This window comes from Acidobacteriota bacterium, assembly GCA_016208495.1.
GTDB lineage: Bacteria > Acidobacteriota > Blastocatellia > Chloracidobacteriales > Chloracidobacteriaceae > JACQXX01.
On the sequence record JACQXX010000133.1, the window covers coordinates 1 to 4792 of the forward strand.

The window sequence follows — 4792 nt, forward strand, 5'->3', positions numbered from 1 at the left end:
GGATTTTGAGATCACGCCGGAAAGCGCACCCGTCATCATTGGGATCGGACGCTCGCGCTGGAAAATTGAGAATGAGCACTTCAACATCCAGAAAAACCAGGGGTACGAACTGGAACACAATTACGGCCACGGTCAACGGATACTCTCAATGGTGATGTGCGTGTTGAATTTGCTGGCTTTCACGACCCACAAAGTGATTGAACTCGGCGACCAGCTCTATCAGCGCTGTTGCCTCAAACTGGCCACATATCAGGTCTGGGACGATTTGCGATGCTTGTTCAACCGCTTCGCGTATGAAAGCTGGTCGGCGTTGCTGACCACCTTTTTGGGCGAACCCCTCCTTGATAGTTCATAGGTCGGCCACACCCAGACCGGGGTGACCCTGGACAACGGTCCACTCAAAACCCTTTTTTTCGGCGTTGAGCCATCCCTCAACACTCAATTGAAACTCTCTGGCCTGCTGTTTCCAAATTCAAGGCAGGTTCACTTGTGGTCTGTCGGTTGGATGTGACAAACCAGCCTGACCGACAAAGATCGGGTCTACCCCGCCTGCTCGCCGGGAATTCCTGATCCCAGATTGAGCTTGAACAATTGGACCTGGAAAAGCTCGATCACATCGGCGAGGCCGTTTATGCCACAGGCAAATGGACCATCAAAGACATTGTTCAGCACCTGATTGATGCCGAACGTGTCATGGCCTATCGGGCCTTGCGAATTGGTCGAAATGACCAAACTGCACTTCCAGGATTTGATCAGGACCTGCTGGCAGCCAACGTCAATACCAGAAGGCGAAGTCTGAACCACCTTCTGGACGAGTTAACGTTCCTGCGACAAACAACCGTGCAGTTGTTTGAATCCTTTGATGAGGCGGCACTCCACCGATATACCGTCATCAACGGCAATCAAATGTCAGCGCTGGCGTATGGGTTTGCAATTCCGGGCCATCAAAAATATCACCTGACACTCATTGAGGAAAAATATTTGCCCCTCCTCACCAGCCAGGAGTTGTTGTAAGTACCTTACCGAAAGTTTCCAGACATTTTAACCACGGAAAACACGAGAAACACGGAAAAAAATCAACCACTTACCCAATCCAATATCTCAGAAAACTTATGACAAGGTACTTAATACCATTTTGGAATCAGCCTATCGCATTACGGAAGAGCTAAGTCATTGAAGGAATTGTATTTCCCTGAACCCTGAACCCTGAACCCTGAACCCTGAACCCAAAATGGTATAAACACACCGGAGCCCCTATGAAACCAAGGATGTACCTGCGTCAACTGGCCGTTTCAGTTCTCGCACTTGCCCTGCTGACCACAACGAAGCCACCTGGAGGCGAAGCCCTTGCCGAGGAACCAAAGATTGAACTCAAAAAACTCCCTCCGGTTCACTGGACACGGTCCCGAAAAATTGACGTGAAACACCTGGCGATCAATGTGCAGTTTGATTGGGTCAAAAAGCAGGTTTTTGGAACAACGGCAGTTACCTTCGCACCCGTTGATTCAACCAGCACCATTCCACTTGATGCGGCGTTTTTCACCATCAATTCAATTACGACGCAAGATGGGGAACCCTTGAAATTTAAATATGATGGTGGCGATCAAGATGATAACCTGAAGATCACGCTTGATCGGGTGTATCAAGCTGGTGAAGAGGCGACCGTCGTCGTCAATTACCAAACCAACTGGGTCAATCTGACCGACCCAAATAACCTCAGCGGGAGCACCGGGAAAGGGATTCGCTTCTTTGAACCAACCTCAACTGACCGAACCCGCCCGCGAGAAATCTGGTCAATGGGCGAACCTGAAGGAAACCGCTCCTGGTTTCCTGGCTTTGATTCACCCAATGATTTTCGGACCACCGAATTGAGAGCGACGGTGGACAAAAAGTTGACGGTTATTTCAAACGGCAGGCTGGTGGCAACCAGAGACAACCCCGACGGCACACACACGTTTCATTGGAAAGCAGACACCCCATATGCCAATCACCTGACCTCTTTTGTCGTCGGGGAGTATGTGGATGTTCAACAAACTGTTGATGATATCGAACTGCACACATTTGGCTATCCCAATGAAACAGAAGCTGTTGCAGCCACGGTGGTTCGACTGCCAGAGATGGTCAAATTCTATTCTGAAGTAACCGGAGTCAAGTATCCATACCCACGTTACTCACAAGTTTCAGTTCAGGATATTCCCTGGGGGCTGGGAAATAACCTGGTGGCGATCCAAAGCGAAAATATGATTGATGACGCACGGACGCACGCCGACTTTTTCTACCTCTGGGATGGGTTAGAAGCTGAAACCCTTGCATCTCAATGGTTTGGTAATTCCGTGACCTGCCGTGACTGGAGCCATATCTGGCTCAATCGAGGCTTTGCGCATTATTTTGACGGACTGTTTAACGAACACAAAAACGGACGTGAAGAGTTTCTGCTCTGGCAGCTCTCCAGCGACCAGAACACCTATCTGGGCGACTGGAATGCCGGCTATCGCCACCCAATTGTCACCCGAAACTATGCCGACACGGCAGGATTTACCGCTGACAATTATGCGTATTCACGCGCTGCCGCCGTGTTGCATATGTTGCGCAAACAGTTGGGAGAAGAAAAATGGCGGAAGGCGATCACCCACTATCTAAAATCAAACACCAACCAGCCAGTCACCACCGAAGATTTTCGCAAAGCAGTCGAAGCAACCTCTGGCCAGCCGCTGGACTGGTTCTTCGATCAGTGGTTGTACAAAATGGGGCATCCGATTTTTGAAATCACCCAAACCTACGACGAAGCCAAAAAACAACTGGTGCTTTCAGTCCGGCAGACACAGAAACTTGACCCGCAGGATCAATATCCACAGGTCGAGTTTTTTGAAGGCACCGTTGAAATCGAAATTGATGGACGTATCGAACCGGTCTGGCTGGAACCCAAAGCCGAAAACACCTTTTCTTTTGCTTCGTCAGAACCACCGAAACTCGTCAATTTTGATTATGAAAGCACCTGGATCAAAGAGATCAAGTTTGAAAAATCACTTGATGAATTGCTGTATCAATTGCAGCACGATACCGATATTCTCGGCAAACGGTGGGCAATGAGTGAACTGGTCACCCGTGCGACCAGCCCCACCGCTTCGGTTGAAGAAAAAACGAGGATTTACACCGGGTTGCGAGCGACGATTCAGAGCAATTCCTACTGGCGGTTGCGACTGGTGGCACTGGTACAACTCCAAAATTTACTGGCACCGGCACCCAGCACGACACCCGCGAAACTGGATGATGAAACCATCACCATGCTGCTCAAGGTCATCACCACTGAAACGTCGTGGAATCGTGCCGCCGCCATCACCTTTCTCGGTCTGACCCAGGATCCAAAGCACGCCGACATCTATTTGAATGCCCTCACCGACGTGAGTGACCGGGTTATCAGTGCGGCGGCGACAGCGCTTGGCAGGAGTAAAAGCCCCAGAGCGTTTGAAGCGCTCGCCAGACTGGTCAACAAACCATCGTGGAAAAACCAGAGCCTGATGAGTGCCTTAACCGGCCTCAAACAACTTGGCGACCCACGCGGCTTTGAGATTGCGTTCAAAGCACTGGCCGATCCGAATTTACTCCGATGGCGGCTCCCTACGCCTCCGGTTTGGGATTATCGAATTATTGCGGCAGACACCATTGCCGCGTTGGGCAAAAGCGAAGCCGCCTTTCCGTTGATTTTTGAGCGCTTCAAAAAATCAGTGGACGAAAATGACCTCAATGGCATGTTCAACAATGTTTTGCTCCTGATCAAACTCGCGGATCCGCGTGGTCAGCAGGCGTTTGAATTGCTCAAGGTAAAATTCAAGGACACTCCGGATACCCTGACCACAGTTGGCACCTATGAAACGCAGTTCACCGAAGCTCTGAAAAAATCATAAATCTATCAACTCCAGCCATTCTCCACTTTTTATCTGGTTGCGGAAAAGTCAATTTTCGCCCGGATGGGCAAGAGTTCATCACCCGGCGGTCGTGATGCGTTGAGCGTGATCGCCGGGTTGTTGTTGCTGGGGATTTGACCAGGCATGTCAGATTGAACTCCGATGGCTGGTTTTCTCTTTCGTCTTGCCGACCTTAAAATTTTGCCTTGTACAGAGGAAATGAACAATCCAATTTTTCACAATACTGGGATTGGACCATCTTGTATAGGTTAGCGAACGATTACCACCGCGTTGAGTTCCTCCTGGAGATTTGCCGCAGTCCCAGTTACGCGAATGGTAAATTGTTGTTTGGGGGTATTTGGTAAGGTGCGCACTGTCATCCGAGTTGATTGCCCTGGCTTAATTCCATTTCTACCAAAATCCACCCCGACATTCAGATTTGGCGGGCTGACTTCTGCTTTCAACTGGATTGGATACTTCAAACCGCCCTTCTGAATAGATTGAATGATAAATTCAGTTGACTGACCGGCTTCGATTTCACGTTTTTCCGGATCCAGAACCAGTTGAAAACTACCCTGAGGAATAATGATAATCTTCCCTCCGACTGAGTTGACTTGCTCGCTGGCATTGATCCCGCTGATGTGAAGAAAATATGTACCCGGTGGAGTTTTGGGATGGGGGGCAATTGTAAAATTTGTCTGTTCCCCTGGATTGAGAGTTGTATTTCCAAACTGTGTTGGAGGACTTAAATCGGTCCACATGGGATTGGAACAGTCAAAAACCGTTGGTTTATGCCGCTAACTGAGCAAGTCGTTTGACTTCGGCATCAACCTCTGGGGTAAAGTAAATTTCCGAGAGCTGGTACTTCCAGGGACCATTCACCTGAA

4 protein-coding genes are annotated in these 4792 nt (G+C 49.4%); 3 read left to right on the forward strand and 1 reads right to left on the reverse strand.

Annotated elements, in window-relative coordinates; translation table 11 throughout:
• The 3 genes from HY774_26400 to HY774_26410 all read left to right on the forward strand — a co-directional run.
• The coding region (locus tag HY774_26400) for a hypothetical protein (GenBank protein MBI4752034.1) at nucleotides 1-355 on the forward strand (355 nt) is incomplete at its 5' end.
• Nucleotides 356-591: 236 nt separating this feature from the next.
• Nucleotides 592-1014, forward strand: a complete 423-nt coding sequence (locus HY774_26405) for a DinB family protein (GenBank protein ID MBI4752035.1) — start codon at nucleotides 592-594, stop codon at nucleotides 1012-1014.
• Nucleotides 1015-1256: 242 nt separating this feature from the next.
• Complete coding sequence (locus HY774_26410; protein MBI4752036.1) at nucleotides 1257-3905, forward strand: M1 family metallopeptidase; 2649 nt, start codon at nucleotides 1257-1259, stop codon at nucleotides 3903-3905.
• Between the two features lie 269 nt (nucleotides 3906-4174).
• On the opposite strand, the gene HY774_26415 is transcribed toward HY774_26410, so the two are convergent.
• Entirely contained in the window at nucleotides 4175-4666 is a 492-nt protein-coding gene (locus HY774_26415; GenBank protein ID MBI4752037.1) for a hypothetical protein, read from the reverse strand.
• Nucleotides 4667-4792: the final 126 nt, after the last annotated feature.